A 16,852-nucleotide genomic window follows, 5' to 3' on the forward strand; every position below is an offset into this window, starting at 1 on the left:
CAAGTTTTTTGTCATTTTGCTTAATTTTCTTGCAAATTTTTTTGCGTTTTTTTACGAATAAAATTTTGATTATCAAACTATTAGATACTTTTTAAGGGACGACAATTTAGTTTTCAAGTTTCTATCTCTTTGCATCAAGAAACAGCTAAAAAATCCCTACTCCTATCACAAGTAGTTGCGAATCAGGTGCTTTTTGATTAGAAAAGAGCGTTGTAAGGTCGTAGCGGGCAAAAAGGCGATAAATTTTGAAAAAAACTTCTACCTGCCCCCCTACTCGCAAAGGTCGTAAATGATAATCTGAAAAGTTTTTGATTTTTATCTTTTCGCCTGCACTATCCTCATAGCGTAATTTGGTAAAACTGCTCAAACGAATATCTGCATAGCCTCCTATCCCTACTCTCCAAAAAGGTCTAAAATTTTTGTAAAACATCAAAGGAATACTCAAATTCGCTATGGTCAGTTTGCTTTGCCTGATATTTGTGCCACTAATAGGCAAATAAGCAATACTATCACGAGTACGCACAAGGGTTCTATCTTCGGCAAAAGCCAAATTGTTCCAAGTAAATTCTATCCCCAAAGCAATATTACCCTGAATTTTCCGAATCTGATGCGAGTAAAGCAAACCTACACTCCAAAAACGACTATTCAAGGTTTCCAAAGAATAAAAATCACCTTGCGGAAAATGCAAACCTACACTTACACGTGGCAAGACTATCCGCATATCTACACTATCCTTTTCGCCAAAATATACTTCATAGATTTTTTTACCCTTATCCCAATATTGAATGGTATCTTGGGCAAAAGTTGTTTGGAAAAGTAATAGCACAAAAAAAGCAAGAAAAAAATATCTCGGAAGCATAAAATCTTATAGTTTTGTGCCAAATTTAAGAAAATGCAATTAGCAGAGCAAAAACCCATCGGGATTTTTGATAGCGGTATTGGTGGCTTGACGGTAATGCGAGCCGTCAGAAAACTTTTGCCTAATGAAGATATTATTTATTTTGGCGATACCGCCCACCTGCCCTATGGCGATAAATCTACTGAGGCAATTCAATCTTATTCTATTAAAATTGTTAATTTTTTACTCTCCAAAGAGTGTAAAGTCATACTGATTGCTTGCAACTCGGCTTCGGCGGCGGCGTACAAACTTCTCAAAGAATACGTAGGTAGCAAAGCAAGTGTACTAAATGTAATTGACCCAATGATTAGCCTCGTGGCTGAAAAATACGCTGGCAAAACTATCGGACTGATTGGCACAAAACGCACTATACATTCCAAAGTTTATGAAAAAAAAATCAATGATTTAGGCTTGGGCATTACGCTAAAATCATTAGCAACCCCTTTGCTTGCCCCTATGATTGAGGAAGGTTACCTCAATAACCCCATTTTGCACCAAACCCTTGCCGACTACCTCTCTCGCCCCGAACTTTCGGGCATTGAGGCTCTCATTTTGGGTTGCACGCACTACCCCCTGATACGCAAAGAGATAGAAGATTTTTATCAAGGAAAAGTAGCTGTTTTAGACTCTTCGCAGGCAGTTGCAGGAAGTCTAAAAAACCTCCTGGAAAGCAAAAAACTATTGAATCTACAACAAAAAACAGGCAAAAGCAGTTTTTTTATTTCAGATTATACACAATCTTTTGAAGACGCCGCCATACTCTTTTTTGGCGAAAACGTGCGTTTAGAGCATTATCCTTTGTGGGAGTAAATTGCCATTTTGAAAAAAATTTGGTAGCTTTGTAAAAACTCAGAAACTATGTACACTTACAGAATAATCTTACAAAAAGAGCCTGAAGGAGGTTATACCGTTTTTGTTCCAGCTTTAGCTGGCTGTATCACTTATGGCGAGAACATAGATGAAGCTATTGAAATGGCAAAAGAAGCCATTGAAGTCTATATTGAAGAACTTAAAGACAGAGGTGAGCCAATTCCTGACGATAGCAATACCCTTGAATATTCTTTGAGTTTAGAAGTAGAAAAAGTATGAATTTGAGTCCAAAGTATTTGATTGAGGTTTTAGAGAGAAATGGATTTGTATTTAGACGTTCAAAAGGCTCTCATCACATATATTACAATGCACAAACTAATAGAACGGTCGTTGTTCCAATTCACGGAAACAAAGACCTTAAAAAAGGAACTTTTTTCAGTATTCTTAAACAGGCAGGTATTGAAAAAAATGAAATAGAGTAAATCTAACATTCTCTCCCAATCAGTTATGTCTAAACATTTACTACTCCAAGCCGCTCGTGGCGAAGCGGTTTCTCGTGTGCCTGTGTGGCTAATGCGTCAGGCGGGCAGAGTTCTTACAGAATACCGAGCCGTCAGGGATAAATTCAAAAACTTTGTGGAATTTGTCAAAAATCCCCAAGCCGCCGCCGAAGTAACTATCCAACCCGTAGAAATTTTCGGTGTAGATGCCGCTATTATCTTCTCGGATATTTTGGTTATCCCCGAAGCAATGGGGTTGCCTTATGAAATGCAAGAAAAAAAAGGTCCTTATTTTCCGCAAACTATCCAAAGCGAAGCCGACCTAAAAAAACTACGCCTCGCCGACCCCGAAAACGACTTGCAGTATGTTCTGCAAGCCATTCGCCTTACCAAAGAAGGGCTTTCGAATAGAGTTCCGCTTATTGGCTTTGCAGGAGCTCCTTTCACTATTTTTTGCTATATGACCGAAGGAGCAGGCTCTAAAACTTTTTCCAAAGCAAAAAAAATGCTTTACACCGAGCCAAGCCTTTCGCATAAACTCTTGGAAATGATTACCCAAAGTACCATAGCCTACCTAAAAGCACAAATCCGTGCAGGAGCAGATTTGGTACAAATCTTTGACTCCTGGGCAGGAATTTTATCGCCAAGTCAGTATAGTGAGTTTTCGCTTGCTTATATTCGTAAAATTTGTGAGGCAATTACCGAAGTGCCTGTTACGGTGTTTGCCAAAGGAGCATTTTTTGCTCGTGCCGAAATGAACGTCTTGCCTTGCAGTGTAGTAGGTTTGGATTGGAATATGCCCATTGAGGAAAGCCGAACACTTATTCCCAATAAAACCCTGCAAGGAAATTTAGACCCTTGTGCTTTGTATGGCAGTTTTGGTGAAATTGAAAAAGCTACTAAGGAAATGCTTTTGGCTTTTGGCAAAAATCGCTACATTGCCAATCTCGGACACGGCTTGTACCCCGACATTGAACGAGAAAAAGTAAAATGTTTTGTAGAAACTGTCAAAAATTTCGTATTTTAGGCACGGAAATTGTGATTTTGCAAGAAAAAATATCAAGAATGTACCCGCTTAAAATATTGCTTTTCCTGCTTTTTGCTTGCTTGCAATCTCTTTTTGCCCAAGAATTGCAGTTTGAAGTAATTATCAACGACAGGCAAGTCGCTACTTCGCAGGTAGGTGTGAATAATAAGGAAGTTGTTCAGACTTTACAAAAAAACATCACCGATTTTTTTAATAACCGCAAATGGACAAATGATAGTTACGAAGCCAACGAAAAAATCAAAGGCAGATTGCAAATAAACTTGGTACAAGCAGATTTTGCAAGTGGAATTTTCAAGGCAAATGCACAAATTCAGGCTTTACGACCTGTCTATAATTCTGCTTACGAAACCATTCTTTTCAGCTATGTAGATAGAAACTTTAATTTCAATTTTCTTGCTTCGCAACCGCTGGATTTGAACTTTAATGAAAACGTATATTTCAGCAATTTAAGCTCGCTTTTAGGCTATTATGCCTACATCATTTTGGCAATGGATTACGACAGCTTTTCCAAAAATGGTGGTAAAGATTATGTAGAAAAAGCCTTTATTGTTGCCAATACTGCCCAAGGAGCAGGTGCCGAAGGCTGGGGACAAGGCGATATTCGCGACCGCTTTTGGCTTGTAGAAAATCTGCAAAGCCAACAAATGCAAACCATACGCGAGGCTCTCTACAAGTACCACCGCAAAGGATTAGACATTTATCAAGAAAAAAGAGGCGAAGCCCGCAAAGCTACCACAGAACTCCTGCAAGAAATGAACAAAGTTGCCCAAGTGCGTCCAAATGCCTTACTGATAAATGTTATCTTTGATGCCAAATTCCAAGAGTTTTACAATATTTTCAAAGATGGCTCACGCGAAGAAAAACAAGAAGCCTATACCCTTTTAAGCCGCTTAGACCCTTCAAGAGCCAATTTTTATGCGAGATTGTTGCAGTAATGCTTAAGAAACAAGGAAAAAAGACCATTAACCCCAAAAATTCAAACTTTTCAAAACTAAATTTTGAACCTTTCACCAAATATTTTACGCTATGAGCAAAGAAGAAATATTAAAAGCTATCAACGAAAGACAAAAAAACACGATGTCGGAATATTTAGGTATAGAATTTACAGATGTAGGCGAAAATTATCTTTGTGCCAAAATGCCTGTAACCGAAAAAACTATCCAACCGATGGGCATTTTGCACGGAGGGGCATCTGTGGTACTTGCAGAAACTTTGGGCAGTGTAGCCGCAAACTTTGCAGTAGATAGAGAAAAATACTATTGTGTAGGTTTGGAAATCAATGCCAATCACATTCGCAGTGTAAAAAAAGGTGAATGGGTATATGGGAAAGCCTCTGCCCTGCATTTAGGTAAAACTACCCAAGTATGGGAAATTCGCTTGCACAACGAAGAAGGTAAAACTACCTGCATCAGTCGCCTCACAATGGCAGTGCTGGAAAGGAAAGGGTAAAGTTCATTTTGTCATAAGCTCCAAATCAAAAGCCCTTGTCATTATACTTGACAAGGGCTTTTGGTTTATCAAATTTTCAAAACTTATCTTTTCAGCACTAATCTTTTAGCGGTTTTTTTGTCGTTGCTGATGAGTTCGTAAATATAGATGCCATTGGGCAAAGAAGCATCAGCTTGCCAAGTAATTTCGTGCTTGCCTGCGTCCAGATGTGAAAGGTTCTCGCTATACACTTTCTTTCCTGTAAAATCGTAGATATTGAGGAAATGTACGCCTTTTTTCTGTATTTCAAAATGAATTTGAGCTTTATCGCTTACCACAGGGTTAGGATAAGCCACCAATCCGTCCAAGTTGTTTTCTACTTGTACACCTTTTTCAGAAGGCACAATAGCGATACTCGTAACAATAGAACGCGTAACATCTTTGCCTTTTACCTGAATAGCCACATTATACACACCCGCAGGTAATGTACCTCTTTGCTGAGCAACGAATTGCCCATTTTTCTTTGTAAATTTCAAGGCACTGCTGATTTGGCTATTATCATCAGAGCCATCAGCATTCAGTGTTCTCATCAAAGTACCTGAAACGCTTTCTATTTCAGCACCATCAAGGCTTACAAAGAAATTCATATTTTCACCCTCTTCGTAAGTATATTTTTCATTGCTCAAATCGGTGCGAAGTGTAGCTGTAATGTTTCTATCAGTTTCTACAACAGCAAAGTAAGGCTTATCAGAACTTAACTCATAAGTAGCCGAAGGGCTATATTGCTCAAAATCGTAGATTTTTACATTTTTTTCAGGAGAGCTATACACATTGTCTGTGGTAGCCTCAACATTTCCTTTGGTAGCAATTCTGATAACAAAGCCATTTTCCTGATACACGCGAATTCTTACTTTGCTTGCATTGTGAATGATTACACTTCTATTGCCTTGGTCAGCACTCAAAAACTCGCCACTGCTTTGTACTACGGCAAAAGGATTATATTTTTCGGTAGCTACTTCGCTGTTATCTATCTCTCTTGTCAAAGAACTGGGCAATTGAGGTTTGATATGATTCCACATAGGCGTACCTTTGGCAATATCAAAGTGATGTACATTGCCGCGTGAATCGTTACAGCTAAAAATAACAGCCGAGTTAGGGCGGCGAGTGCTATTGTAATTTACAACACCATCATTGCCACACTGAGAGCTACCTCCACCATTCCAGCTCAGATACACACCCGAAACCCACAAAGAACCATAATAATTCCAACTTCCATAAGTTCTAAAATTGGTATTCGGGCGATTGGGGTGATTATCGGTTTGGCTTCTGAAATTAGCCATATTGCCTGTTTGCAAAGATTTGGTTGCGTTGTTGTTTTGTCCGAAAATAGCTCCAAGCCAAGAAGTCCAACCGCTGGAAGCCAAATCAGCAAGCGGCGTACCCCAATGAGGCGAACCCAAGGTAATTACTCTCTCTACTCTATTCCAAGCCCCATAATGAACAAGAGCCGCATCGCTATCTACACCACCTTTGCTGTGTGCAATTACTACTACTCTATTCACACGATAATGATTGCGAATAGTATTGAGCATATTGGCAAAAAGTTGTCCGTTTGTCCACATATTTTGGTCGGGGTGAACGGAAACGAATGCCGTACGATAGCCATCAGCAAAGGCTTTGCTGTACATATCGTTATCTTGCCACCAAGTGCTGGCACTGCTATTGTAGCCGTGTATAAACACAAGCACAGGTTTGGTACCGTGATTGGCAGGTACTGCACCATAATAAATAGTGCCAACGTCGTTGCTACCTCCTGTTGAGCCGCCTTGTACTGCAAGCATTTCGGAAGGGGCAGGCAACTGAATCTCTTTTTGGGCAAATGCCACAGTTGAAATCAATAAGCAAACGAAGATTGTGCGAAGAGCAAACATATTTGTTTGGGTTTAATTGGCTTTTGTGTAATTTACGCTCCAAAATTGCAAGTATTTTTTCAAACTTCCAAAAAAAATTTCATTTTTTTCTCAAAAAAAATCAAAAAATAATGAAATAATGCAAAATACCCATATAAATAGTATGCAAGCAAACTTGTAATACATACTCAAAAATTAAACCAAAATATACAAACTTATAGTATTGTTTTTTTTGTAATTATGTACATTCCCACAAATGTAGCAAGCGATGATGTCGCTCATAGCAACATCATCGCTTGCATTCCAAAAAATTACCCGAAACTTCATTTTTTTGCATAGAATTTTTTAAGGAGCGACTACAATAAAACCTTATTACCTACTACTTTTCAAAAATAAAACATTGAAAATGAATATTTTGAAAAAATATTGCCAAAAAACATAAATAAATATTTGCATATATCGGAAACTTATATTATCTTTGCATCAGAATTTCATCACAACTCCAACCCAAATTTTATGTTAGTAGAAGTTTTGAATTTTGAGCCCGAAAAATTAGAAAAAGCCGCTTACATTCTAAAAGCGATTGCTCACCCTGTACGTATTCAAATCATTGCTTTGCTCAATGAAAACAAGCGTATGAATGTATCGGAGCTATTAGAAATTATTGGTATTGACCAAGGTCTGCTCTCTCACCACCTTATCAATATGAAAGATAAAGGTATCTTGGGTTGTGAAAGAGAAGGAAAAAATATCTATTATTTTATCAAAGAAACTGCCATTGTAGGCGTTTTGGATTGCATTAGAAAGTGTAAAATATAATCTTTTGAAAAAATTTCATTGAAAAATGAACTTTTGAAAATTCTTTTGAGTTTTACATATAAACAGATAAACATAAATAGATATGCAAGAAATAATCGGTTACATTTTAGCTTCTTTAATTGGAATATCATTGGGTTTAATTGGTGGAGGTGGTTCAATACTTACCGTGCCTGTGCTGGTATATGTGATGGGTGTCAATCCTACGCTTTCTACGGCTTACTCCTTATTTATAGTGGGCATTACAGCACTGGTAGGCTCTTTCACTTATTTCCAAAAGAAACTGATTAGCCTGAAAACCGCAGTAGTTTTTTCTGTACCTTCTTTTGTTTCTGTTTTTGCAGTAAGAAAATATGTAGTACCTGCTATTCCCAAAGAAATTTTACATATCGGGAGTTTTACACTGACCAAAGATATTTTCTTAATGGTAATTTTTGCCCTACTTATGATTTTCGCTTCAGTTTCAATGATAAAAGATAAGAAAAAAAGCAGTGAAAATACTGATGAAAATCAAGAACCTAAATTCAATTTTCCGCTTATATTTGTTGAGGGCTTGGTGGTAGGGGCTATTACGGGACTTGTAGGTGCAGGTGGAGGTTTTATGATTATTCCTGCACTGGTAGTATTTGCTAAACTGCCTATGAAAATGGCTGTCGGAACTTCATTACTTATTATTGCCGCCAAATCGCTCATTGGCTTTGTAGGAGATGTAATGAACCCCGAACTAACCATAGATTGGACTTTGCTCATCATATTCTCTCTGATAGCAACGGTAGGTATTTTTGTGGGTTCGTATCTTTCAAACTTTATCCCCGGAGCAAAACTCAAAAAGGCTTTCGGTTGGTTTGTGGCAGTAATGGGCGTGTATATTTTACTCAAAGAACTTTTGAAATAATAAAGAAAAGCAGGGGGAAAGGAAACATAGATATTTAGGTAAAACTATATCAACGCAAACTTTTGAACCTTAAACCCTTTGCAACTTTTGAATGTTAGTAATTACGAAATTTTTGCAATTTTACCTATAAATTTTAACCTAAAACCTCTACACGTATGAAAGTAGAACAAATTTACACAGGATGTTTGGCCCAAGGTGCTTACTACATCCAATCTGGCAACGAAGTGGCTATCATTGACCCTCTTCGTGAAGTAGATGCTTATATTCAAAAAGCTGAAAAAAATGGTGCGAAAATCAAGTATGTACTTGAAACGCACTTCCACGCCGATTTCGTTTCAGGACACTTGGATTTGGCAAAGAAAACAGGAGCTAAAATCGTTTTTGGTCCTAATGCCAAGCCTGCTTACGAGGCTTATATTGCCCAAGATGGTGAAGAATTACCTTTGGGAAATACCAAAATCAAAGTAATTCACACCCCCGGACATACAATGGAATCTACTTGCTTCTTACTTTACAATGAGCAAGGCAAAGAGTATGCTCTATTCACAGGCGACACTTTATTTATCGGCGATGTAGGTCGTCCTGATTTGGCTCAAAAAGTAAAAGACGACCTCACCCAAGAAAAACTTGCTAGCTATTTGTACGACTCGCTTCGCAATAAAATTATGCCTTTGCCTGATGACATCATTGTATATCCTGCTCACGGTGCGGGTTCGGCTTGCGGTAAAAATATGAGTAAAGAAACTTTTGACTCTCTCGGTCATCAGAAACAAGTAAACTATGCTTTACAACCTATGAGCCGTGAGGAGTTTATCCAAAAAGTTACCGAAGGATTGCTACCTCCTCCCTACTACTTCCCTCAGAACGTAGTAATGAACATCAAAGGCTATACCAGCTTTGATGATGTGATGAAAAATGCCTTGAAAGGACTCAGCCCCGATGAAATGGAAATGGTAGTAGAGGCTCACGGAGCTTTGGTACTTGATACCCGCAAACCCGATAACTTCGTGAAAGGTTTTGTACCTCGCTCTATCAATATCGGCTTGAATGGCGATTTTGCTGTGTGGGTAGGAACACTTATCACAGACATCAAACAGCCTCTTGTACTCGTAGCCGATGATGACAAGGTAGAAGAGTCTATCACCCGCTTGGCTCGTGTAGGTTATGAGAACGTTTTAGGATATTTGAAAGGAGGATTTGAGGCTTGGAAACAAGCAGGCAAAGAAGTTGATGAAATTGAAACCATCACTGCCCAGGAGCTTGAAGAACGCTTGAAAAAAGAAGGCGACAAAGCCAAAGTCATTGATGTTCGTAAGCTCGCCGAATACTACTCTCAGCACGTAGTAGATGCTACACACGCTCCTTTGGCTTACCTCAATGAGCATATGGCAGATTTTGCCCCCGATAAAACCAACTATGTACATTGTGCAGGTGGCTATCGTTCGGCTATTGCTTGCTCTATCCTCAAAGCCAGAGGTATCCACAACATAGTAAATATTGCAGGTGGTTTCAAAGCTATTTCCGAGCAAAGTCAAATCCCTGTTACTGACTATGTGTGTGCTTCAACAATGACACAACTATAAGATAAAATAGGATTTCGGAGGCAGGAGTTTCTCCTGCTTCCTTAACCCAAAAATAAACCCTAAGAGTTTTATGAAACAAATCGCTATTTTATCATTTGCTTTGCTAATGCTTCTGAGTGCTTGTAGCGAAGCCCAAAGAAAATCAGATAATCAAAACTCTACAACTATGTATAAAAACCTAAGTGCAAGTGAATTTGAAAAAGGTATGACTGCCTCTGATGCAGTGATTATTGATGTACGTACCCCTATGGAGTACAACGAAGGGCATATCAAGAATGCCAAATTGATAGACATTTATGGCAGAGATTTCGCCAGCGAAATTGAAAAACTGGATAGAAACAAAACTTATTATGTGTATTGCCGTAGCGGCAATAGAAGCAGTAGTGCCGCAGGATTTATGGTAAGCAAAGGTTTTACCAAAGTCTATAACCTTAACGGAGGCATTGGAGCTTGGCTTAGCAACGGAAAACCTTTGGAACGTTAAAAAAACTACAACTATGTTTGATTTCCTAAAAAATATTTTTGGAGGTGGCGGAAGCCAAGAAAATTTGGCACAAGCCATAGCAGAAGGTGCTTTTTTGGTAGATGTTCGCACCCCTGGCGAATTCAAGTCGGGCAGTGCCAAAGGAGCAGTAAATATTCCTTTGGATAGCTTGCAGGCAAATCTGCAAAGATTTAAGGGGAAGAATAAAATTGTTGTATTTTGTCGTAGTGGCAATCGTAGTGCTCAGGCAAAAGCCTTTTTGGAAAGAAATGGCTTTCAGAATGTAATCAATGGTGGCACTTGGCAAAATGTTGCTCAATACACGAAATAAGATGGTATATCTAAAAAAATATAAATTGTACATTCTTGGTGCTGTGTTAGGGGCTTTGGCAGGTTGGGCATACTGGTACTATGTAGGTTGCCATAGCGGTACTTGTGCTATCACTTCCAAACCCCTGAATAGCACGCTATACGGCTCGGTAATGGGTATGCTTTTTCTGGGGATTTTTGATAAATCAGATAGTCAGAAATAAATACCCAATACTCTGTACTAATTACTCTATACTAACTACTCAATACTAGGTACTCAAACTAAAAAACTATGTCTTTCCAAGAAATTATCAACTCCGAAAAACCCGTGCTTGTAGATTTTTCTGCCGAATGGTGCGGACCTTGCCGTATGCTTGCTCCTATTTTGCAAGAAGTAAAGGCTGAAATTGGCGATAAAGCCTCTATCATTAAGGTAGATGTAGATAGAAACCCACAAGCCGCCCAATACTACAATATTATGGGAGTGCCTACGCTCATTCTTTTCAAAAAAGGACAAATTCTTTGGCGACAAAGTGGGGTGGTTCCTAAAAATCTTTTGCTGAACGTTTTACAAAAATTTGCTTAAAATTTCTTGCAAACAAAAATATTTTTTAATATATTTGCATAGTTAAATATGCGTTTTTTAGCATACATTTGTATAAATGTATTTTCATAACTCTCAAATTTTATGGTAGCGACATCAGAGAAATTTCTTTGGCGAAAACTGGAATGGCAATTAGAACTTTGGAATTCAAAACTTCGCTCTTTTCTTTTGGGCGAAGATAGTTGGGAAAACTACTTGAAAAGTGGTAGTAAAGAGGAAAACACTTTTTTAGAGATTTTAGAACAGCTCAAAGAGCATAATCCTGAAATAGCTCAAACATTGACCACTAACTATGAAAACACAAAAATTTTTGCTCTAAAGCTGATAGAAATGAGAAAAAAAGGGTTCTCTTTATTAGAGATTGGAGAAAAGTACAAAGAATACGAGGAAAAATATTGCTTGCCTTTCAAAAGATTTTTACAAGAAAAGCAACAGGAACATTAAAATATCGCGAGTAATTGTGTGGTTCTAATTTGTAGAAACAGGAAACAAGAGTAGGAAACAGGATTTAGAACATTGGAGATTTAGAAGGAGCAGAATTTTTCCTCAAACTCTCGAAACCTTTTATACTCAATACTCATTACTCTGTACTAAACACCATTTTTGCTTATTAACCTTAAAAATTCAATCTGTATGGCAAAACATCATCAAATTATCGTAGTAGGTGGCGGGAACGCTGGTATCTCGGTTTCTGCCCAACTTTTGCGTAGAAATGGCAACTTGGATATTGCCATTATTGAGCCTTCGGATAAACACTACTATCAACCTGCTTGGACGCTGGTAGGAGGCGGCGATTTTGATATACTCAAAACCGTTCGCCCTATGGAAAGTGTGATGCCCCCCAAAGTAAAATGGATAAAAGAACGTTGTGCTTCTTTCCAGCCCGAAGAAAATCAGATAACACTTGCCAATGGCGAAAAACTAACTTACGATTTTCTTATTGTAGCGGCAGGCATTCAACTGGATTGGGATAAGGTAAAAGGCTTGAAAGAAACCTTGGGCAAAAATGGTGTGTGCAGTAATTATAGCTATGAAACTGCCCCCTATACTTTTGAGTGCATCAAGAATTTAAAGCAAGGGAAAGCCATTTTCCACAACCCTCATACGCCTGTGAAATGTGGAGGTGCTCCTCACAAAATAATGTATCTTGCCGCCGATTATTTCCGCAAGCACGGCGTTTTGGATAAAATTGATATTCAATATTGGAGCGGTGCCGCCAAACTTTTTGCCGTACCCAAATACGAAAAAACACTTTTGGAAGTAGTAAAACGTGGCAACATCAAGCTCAATTTTATGCAAAAATTGGAGGAGATTGATGCTCAAAACAAAAGAGCCCGTTTTGTAGGCATTGGGGAAAATAACAAAGACCAAGAAACTTGGGTAGAATACGATATGATTCACGTTACCCCTCCTCAATCTGCCCCCGATTTCATTAAGACAAGCCCTCTGGCTAATGCAGGCGGCTGGGTAGATGTCAATGTCAATACTTTACAGCACAATAAGTACAAAAATATTTTCTCTCTGGGCGATAGTTCGGGGCTTCCTACTTCCAAAACAGGTGCCGCCATACGCAAACAAGCTCCTATTTTGGTAGCCAATCTGATGAGTGCAATGGAAGGCAAGCCACTGGTAGCTTCTTACAACGGCTATACCTCCTGCCCTTTGGTTACAGGCTACGGAAAACTCGTACTTGCCGAATTTGACTATAACCAACAGCCACAGGAAACTTTCCCCTTCGACCAGTCCAAAGAGCGTTGGTCTATGTACCAACTCAAAAGACACGTGCTTCCTTGGTTATATTGGAACAAAATCTTGAAAGGGACAGCTTAATAAGCATACTTGTACAAAAGGCATACCCTCTTGGGTATGCTTTTGTTAAAAAAAATGCTAATATTTTTATATGTTAATTCGTATAATTTTACTAACTTTGCTCCCGATTTTCTCTACGGCTCAAACTCGTCAAGAGTTTTGGTCTAGGCTTACTATAAGCAAAAAAATTGATGAAAAGTGGAATTTGGGTGGAGATGTTCAATACAGAAGTCAGGAAAATTACCATTTGCCAAATAACCAACGCTTTGAAAACGATTTGTTGCAAAGTATTCGCCTGACAGCATTTTACAAAGTTTCTGAAAAGCACAAGCTCTCGCTTATCGCTTCACCCATTGTGTATTTCAGAAGTTTTGATATAAATAGTGAAGGCAATAGCACAGACCAAAGAGAATACAGATGGGTAGTAGGAATAATGCAACAATATACTATTTTGAAAAAAATTCATTTACGCAATCGTTTGCAGTACGAGATGCGTTTTTTGAGGATAGATAGCCCTAATATGACCTTGCAACATCGCCCTCGCTGGCAGTTGCAAGCTACGATTCCTCTTTGGAAAATAAATCAAAATTTCAGAATAAACTACCTTGTTTTTGATGAAATATTTGTAGCAAACCAAGAAAATCGTACATTTTTTGAACAAAACCGCTTTTACAACGCCTTGCAGTTCAGATACAATTTTGTAGAGCTGAATGTAGGTTTGCAGAAAAGTGTGCAGAAGGTACGTGAAGATTGGATAAGACGAAATCAGTGGCATATTTCAGCCAATTTTGTACTTTAATTTCAAAGCACTTAATAAAGAGTTTTACGCTTGTTAAATATAAAAATTTGCAATTTATGAACAACCGTCGCGACTTTCTGAAAAAAATGGGTGTAGTTACGAGCCTCTCGGCTTTGGGTATGCCTACGCTTTCGTTTAGCTTTGATGAAAAAAAGCAAAACACTCCTTCCGAAAAAGAAACCACAGAACGCACCAAAATCAGTATTTTTCAAACTACTGATGTGCATTGCCAAGTACACCCTCACGATGAGCTTTTTTGGGAAAATGGCAAAGCTGTTTTTCGCAAAACAGGAGGCTATGCCTACATCAAAACGCTCTTTGATAATTGGCGGAAAGAAAATCCTAATAGCTTTTTCATAGATACAGGTGATATGTTTCAGGGCAGTGAGCTATCTTCAAAAACTACGGGACAAGCTCTTGTGCCTATCCTCAATGCTATGGGCTACAATTTGTATTTGCCCGGCAACTGGGAAGTAGTTTATGGAAAACGAAATATGCGACACCTACTCGGCTCGCTCAATGCCCCCAAAGTTTGTGCCAATATGTACCACGATTTAGGAAATGGGCAAAAAGGCGAACTCATTTTCCCCCCCTACTACATTTGGTATGTCGCAGGTCTAAAAATTGGCTTTTTAGGCTATACAGACCCTCTAGTGCCTTTAAGACAATCTCCCAATTACAGCAAAGGTATCATTTACACCAAGCCCGAAGAAAATCTTAAACACTACGTAAATACATTACGCGAACACGAAAAATGTGATTTTATTGCTATCATTGCTCATTTAGGGCTTTCTCAGCAAATAGCTCTTGCCAACAATGTAGATTGCGATGGCGTAGATTATATTTTGGGTGGCGATACACACGAGCGTGTGCGTGAGCCTATTGTTTGCAAATATGCCAAAGTAGTAGAACCCGGTGCTTTTGGTTCTTTTGTAGGGCGTTTGGATTTATTTGTAGAAAATGGTAAAATTGTGGATACGAAATATGAACTTGTAGAAGTAGAAAGCCCTAAAATCAAGCCCGAACCCAATGTAGAAAAACTGGTTGAAGAAGCAGAAGAAAAGTTCAAAAAGGATTTAAGAGAAATAATCGGCTACAGCACTATTCCTTTATATCGTTATTTTGTTATTGAAAACCCCATTGATACAATGATTCTCAATGCACTTTCTTGGAATTTTCCTGAAATTGATATAGTGCTATCCAATGGTTTTCGTTTCTGCCCACCTTTGGCAACCAAAGACCATACGGGCAATATTCCTATTACAAGTTCTTACCTCTTTGATATGTTCCCTGTGGATAGCAATGCCAAAACAGCCAAAGTTACAGGAGAGCAAATCAAGAATTGGCTGGAAACAGAACTTAACAATGTTTTTGCCAAAAATGCTCACGAGCGTTTTGGAGGCTGGGTAGTAAAATTTAAAGGTATGAAAGTAAAATTCTATGCCTTTGGCGAAAAAGGAAAAAGAGTGCAAGAAATTACTATCAAAGGCAAGCCTATTGATTTACAAAAAACTTATACTATTATGGCTTGCGAAAGAGATGGCGACCCTGCTGATATTTTGTGTAGAATTAAGGGAGTTTCTGAACCAAGAATTTTACCTAAAACCTTGCACCAGATTATGCGAGATTATTTGAAAAAGAATTCGCCTGTTACCCCCAAACCTGAAAAAAATGCTATCGCTCTTGATGCCCCTGATACTTTGCTCACACAAGTAACAGGCGTAGATTACACTTTCAGATAAAATGCAGGATAGCAATTCAATTTTCAACCCTTAAATTTTTGAACATTCAAGGCTTGAACTTAACTGATAAAAACTATGAACAGCGACAATCAAAACAACGATAACCTCATTCTTACCATTGTAAAAGCTACGCAAGCTATTGTACTCTTGTTTGTGCTGGCTATTTTGGTAGTTGTAATTGGCATTATAGAAGCTAATACACACGCCCTCTACAAAGCCTTCAACCAGCCTGAAATAACTGCAACTGATAGCTCGGCACAAAAACAAGAAGCTAAACCCGACTATTGGGTAGCCCCTGATGTAGCTACTATTCCTAATAGCCCCGAAGGAGAACTCATTAAATACGGACGAGAGCTTATTGCTCATACCGCTAAATATCTGGGACCAGAAGGTTCGGTGATGCAGATTTCCAACGGAATGAACTGCCAAAATTGCCACTTAGACGCAGGAACAAAACCTTATGGCAATAACTACGGCTCAGTAGCTTCTACGTATCCCAAGTTTAGGGCAAGGTCTGGCTCTATGGAAAATATCTACAAACGTGTCAATGATTGTTTTGAACGCAGTCTAAACGGGAAACCCTTAGATACTAACGGCAGAGAAATGCAGGCTATCAAAGCCTACATAGAATGGCTTGGCAAAGAAGTGCCCAAAGGTAAAGAAGCAAAAGGTTCGGGAATTGTAGATTTGCCTTTCTTAGATAGACCCGCCGACCCTGCCAAAGGAAAAATCGTTTATGAGCAAAAATGTGCTTCTTGCCACAAAAAAGACGGCAGTGGAGAGCTAAAACCCGATGGCAAAGAGTGGGCATATCCACCTCTTTGGGGACCTAAAAGCTATAACCACGGAGCTGGTTTGTATAGAATTTCTCGCTTTGCAGGCTATGTAAAGTATAATATGCCTTTGGGAGTGAGCTATCCCGAATCACAACTCACTGACGAAGAGGCTTGGGACGTTGCCGCTTATGTCAATTCTATGCCTCGTCCGGGCAAAGATTTGAGCAAAGACTGGCCTGACATTTCCAAAAAACCGCTCGACCACCCTTTTGGTCCTTTTGCTGATGGCTTTGATGATAAACAACACAAGTTTGGTCCTTTCAAACCTATCAAGGAAAAAAGGGAAGCTATGAAAAAAGGTGGAAAGTAAATAATAAGAGTAATTTTCAGTTCTCTTTAACTTTTGAACATCAAACCTTCAAACATTCAACATAAAAAGCA

21 protein-coding genes are annotated in these 16,852 nt (G+C 38.7%); 18 read left to right on the forward strand and 3 right to left on the reverse strand.

The annotated features are described in order from the left end of the window. Window positions 1-145 precede the first annotated feature (145 nt). The gene (locus ACWITO_RS09995) at window positions 146-859 is read right to left on the reverse strand and encodes an outer membrane beta-barrel protein (protein ID WP_448529850.1); all 714 of its coding nucleotides are present in this window, start codon (window positions 857-859) and stop codon (window positions 146-148) included. 33 nt (window positions 860-892) lie between these two features. On the opposite strand from ACWITO_RS09995, the gene murI reads away from it, so the two are divergent. The 6 genes from murI (at window position 893) to ACWITO_RS10025 (ending at window position 4,705) form a co-directional block, all read left to right on the forward strand. Next, window positions 893-1,708, forward strand: a complete 816-nt coding sequence (gene murI / locus ACWITO_RS10000) for a glutamate racemase (protein WP_448529851.1) — start codon at window positions 893-895, stop codon at window positions 1,706-1,708. Between the two features lie 48 nt (window positions 1,709-1,756). Further along, window positions 1,757-1,987, forward strand: a complete 231-nt coding sequence (locus tag ACWITO_RS10005) for a type II toxin-antitoxin system HicB family antitoxin (RefSeq protein WP_448529852.1) — start codon at window positions 1,757-1,759, stop codon at window positions 1,985-1,987. Continuing rightward, entirely contained in the window at window positions 1,984-2,190 is a 207-nt protein-coding gene (locus tag ACWITO_RS10010; RefSeq protein ID WP_448529853.1) for a type II toxin-antitoxin system HicA family toxin, read from the forward strand. The genes ACWITO_RS10005 and ACWITO_RS10010 overlap by 4 nt, the downstream gene beginning before the upstream one ends. Before the next feature lie 25 nt (window positions 2,191-2,215). Next, window positions 2,216-3,235: a uroporphyrinogen decarboxylase gene (hemE, locus tag ACWITO_RS10015; RefSeq protein ID WP_448529854.1), complete on the forward strand. Its 1,020-nt coding sequence runs from the start codon at window positions 2,216-2,218 to the stop codon at window positions 3,233-3,235. 38 nt (window positions 3,236-3,273) lie between these two features. Further along, window positions 3,274-4,191, forward strand: coding sequence for a type IX secretion system protein PorD (porD, locus tag ACWITO_RS10020; RefSeq protein ID WP_448529855.1), 918 nt, complete (start codon window positions 3,274-3,276; stop codon window positions 4,189-4,191). Window positions 4,192-4,282: 91 nt separating this feature from the next. Beyond that, window positions 4,283-4,705 carry a PaaI family thioesterase gene (locus ACWITO_RS10025; protein WP_448529856.1) on the forward strand — a complete coding sequence of 141 codons (423 nt, stop codon included), beginning with the start codon at window positions 4,283-4,285 and terminating at the stop codon, window positions 4,703-4,705. A gap of 83 nt (window positions 4,706-4,788) precedes the next feature. On the opposite strand, the gene ACWITO_RS10030 is transcribed toward ACWITO_RS10025, so the two are convergent. Together ACWITO_RS10030 and ACWITO_RS10035 are read right to left on the reverse strand one after the other, a co-directional pair. Then, a complete protein-coding gene (locus ACWITO_RS10030) occupies window positions 4,789-6,570 on the reverse strand; it encodes a T9SS type A sorting domain-containing protein (RefSeq protein WP_448529857.1) in 1,782 nt (593 codons plus the stop codon). A gap of 219 nt (window positions 6,571-6,789) precedes the next feature. Next, window positions 6,790-6,921 (reverse strand): hypothetical protein, encoded by a 132-nt coding sequence (locus ACWITO_RS10035; RefSeq protein WP_448529858.1) that lies wholly within the window; start codon window positions 6,919-6,921, stop codon window positions 6,790-6,792. 189 nt (window positions 6,922-7,110) lie between these two features. Here ACWITO_RS10035 and ACWITO_RS10040 point away from each other — a divergent pair, with 189 nt between their 5' ends. The 12 genes from ACWITO_RS10040 to ACWITO_RS10095 all read left to right on the forward strand — a co-directional run bounded on the left by ACWITO_RS10040 (window position 7,111) and on the right by ACWITO_RS10095 (window position 16,781). Next, entirely contained in the window at window positions 7,111-7,413 is a 303-nt protein-coding gene (locus ACWITO_RS10040; RefSeq protein WP_101359393.1) for an ArsR/SmtB family transcription factor, read from the forward strand. 82 nt (window positions 7,414-7,495) lie between these two features. Then, entirely contained in the window at window positions 7,496-8,305 is an 810-nt protein-coding gene (locus ACWITO_RS10045) for a sulfite exporter TauE/SafE family protein (protein WP_448529859.1), read from the forward strand. Window positions 8,306-8,460: 155 nt separating this feature from the next. Next, window positions 8,461-9,888: an MBL fold metallo-hydrolase gene (locus ACWITO_RS10050; RefSeq protein WP_448529860.1), complete on the forward strand. Its 1,428-nt coding sequence runs from the start codon at window positions 8,461-8,463 to the stop codon at window positions 9,886-9,888. A gap of 70 nt (window positions 9,889-9,958) precedes the next feature. Beyond that, a complete protein-coding gene (locus ACWITO_RS10055) occupies window positions 9,959-10,372 on the forward strand; it encodes a rhodanese-like domain-containing protein (protein ID WP_448529861.1) in 414 nt (137 codons plus the stop codon). Window positions 10,373-10,385: 13 nt separating this feature from the next. After that, complete coding sequence (locus tag ACWITO_RS10060) at window positions 10,386-10,703, forward strand: rhodanese-like domain-containing protein (RefSeq protein WP_448529862.1); 318 nt, start codon at window positions 10,386-10,388, stop codon at window positions 10,701-10,703. A gap of 25 nt (window positions 10,704-10,728) precedes the next feature. Further along, a complete protein-coding gene (locus ACWITO_RS10065; RefSeq protein WP_448529863.1) occupies window positions 10,729-10,905 on the forward strand; it encodes a DUF6132 family protein in 177 nt (58 codons plus the stop codon). Window positions 10,906-10,973: 68 nt separating this feature from the next. Next, entirely contained in the window at window positions 10,974-11,267 is a 294-nt protein-coding gene (gene trxA / locus ACWITO_RS10070; protein WP_448529864.1) for a thioredoxin, read from the forward strand. A gap of 102 nt (window positions 11,268-11,369) precedes the next feature. Next, complete coding sequence (locus ACWITO_RS10075) at window positions 11,370-11,729, forward strand: hypothetical protein (protein ID WP_448529865.1); 360 nt, start codon at window positions 11,370-11,372, stop codon at window positions 11,727-11,729. 189 nt (window positions 11,730-11,918) lie between these two features. Next, complete coding sequence (locus ACWITO_RS10080; protein WP_448529866.1) at window positions 11,919-13,115, forward strand: FAD-dependent oxidoreductase; 1,197 nt, start codon at window positions 11,919-11,921, stop codon at window positions 13,113-13,115. A 70-nt stretch (window positions 13,116-13,185) separates the two neighbouring features. Continuing rightward, window positions 13,186-13,893, forward strand: coding sequence for a DUF2490 domain-containing protein (locus ACWITO_RS10085; protein WP_448529867.1), 708 nt, complete (start codon window positions 13,186-13,188; stop codon window positions 13,891-13,893). Between the two features lie 56 nt (window positions 13,894-13,949). Beyond that, window positions 13,950-15,635 carry a bifunctional metallophosphatase/5'-nucleotidase gene (locus ACWITO_RS10090; protein ID WP_448529868.1) on the forward strand — a complete coding sequence of 562 codons (1,686 nt, stop codon included), beginning with the start codon at window positions 13,950-13,952 and terminating at the stop codon, window positions 15,633-15,635. Window positions 15,636-15,710: 75 nt separating this feature from the next. Beyond that, window positions 15,711-16,781, forward strand: a complete 1,071-nt coding sequence (locus ACWITO_RS10095; RefSeq protein ID WP_448529869.1) for a c-type cytochrome — start codon at window positions 15,711-15,713, stop codon at window positions 16,779-16,781. The last annotated feature ends 71 nt before the right edge of the window (window positions 16,782-16,852 follow it).

It is taken from the genome of Raineya sp., from assembly GCF_053497555.1.